The organism is Pseudarthrobacter kochi, from assembly GCF_055412805.1.
Map to the genome: position 1 here is coordinate 1 of NZ_JBVAYV010000110.1, position 1,395 is coordinate 1,395.

Below are 1,395 nucleotides of genomic sequence, written 5' to 3' on the forward strand. Positions count from 1 at the left end.
CAATACCGTTTACTTAGCGTCTGTTCTGTTAATGTTGGTGTATGGCTCGCAGCGGATGGATTAAGCCCGAAACCCCGGAACGTTTGAGTGATCACGTCTCCCTGGGGGTTTTGACGCGCGCTTTCCCGCCGGATGTCGTGGACCGGGTGATCGCGCGTACCGGGGCGGGCCAGATGCGGAACAGGCTGCTGCCTTCGCGGCTGATGGTGTATTACGTGATGGCCATGGCGTTGTTCGCGGCCGGCTCGTATGAAGAGGTGATGCGTTCGCTGCTGGCGGGCCTGGAGTGGGTCACGGGCCGTTTCAGGGATTGGCAGATGCCGACGAAGGCCGCGATTTTCAAGGCGCGGACGCGGCTTGGGTCGACGGTGATGGCTGAACTTTTCGCGGAGGTCGCCAAGCCCTTGGCAGCTCCGGGAAGCAACGGATTCTACAAGTCCTGGCGGCTGGTCAGCGTTGACGGAACCTGCCTGGACATCGCCGATACGCCGGTGAACGAGAAGTACTACGGACGGCCTGGCACGGCCACCCTGGTCAAAAGCGCGTACCCGCAGGCGCGGGTGCTCGGACTTGTCGAATGCGGTACTCATGCTGTGATCGGGGCCGTGGTCGCCGGCTATGACACGGCCGAGCAGGACATGTTTCCCGGGCTCCACGCGGATCTGGACGCCTCGATGCTGGTGATGGCCGACCGCGGGTTCTTCAGCTACCACGCCTGGCGGGACAGCGCCGGAACCGGCGCGGCACTCCTGTGGCGGATGCGCGCGAACAACGTCCTGCCGGTGCTCGAGGAACTCCCCGACGGTTCGTACCGATCAGCGGTATACGCAAACCCCAAGGCCCGCCGGAACAACACGGACGCGATCCCCGTCCGGGTGATCGAATACACAGTCACCAGCGGTGAGAGCACCAGCGATTTCCGTCTCATCACCACCATCCTGGACCCGGACACAGCACCGGCACAGGACCTGGCAGACCTCTACGGGCGGCGCTGGGAAATCGAGTCCTGCTTCGACGAGCTCAAAACCCACCAGCGCGGCCCCGGAATCGTCCTGCGCTCCAAAACCCCCGACGGGGTCCTGCAGGAAATCTACGGCTACCTCTGCGTCCACTACGCCCTGCGGTCCCTCATCGGCGAAGTCGCCCTATTGTTCGAAGAAGACCCCTTACGGTTTTCGTTCACACGCACCCTCCGGGCAGCACGGCGAACCCTCGCCGACCGCCCGGCTTTTTCCCCCTGACAAACTCCGGAAAGCCTTCGCCACCTTCAGCGGCGAGATACTCCACGACCTCCTGCCACCACGCCGACAACGAAGCAACCCCCGCGTAGTCAAACGCAAGATGTCAGGCTGGCCGCTCAAACGAATACCCAAACCACCTAAGTAAACGGTATTG

At 62.8% G+C, this 1,395-nt stretch carries 1 protein-coding gene; it reads left to right on the forward strand.

Annotated features, from left to right (window positions below):
* Positions 1-41: 41 nt before the first annotated feature.
* A complete protein-coding gene (locus ACZY0Y_RS19855) occupies positions 42-1,241 on the forward strand; it encodes an IS4 family transposase (RefSeq protein ID WP_463959938.1) in 1,200 nt (399 codons plus the stop codon).
* Positions 1,242-1,395 lie beyond the last annotated feature (154 nt).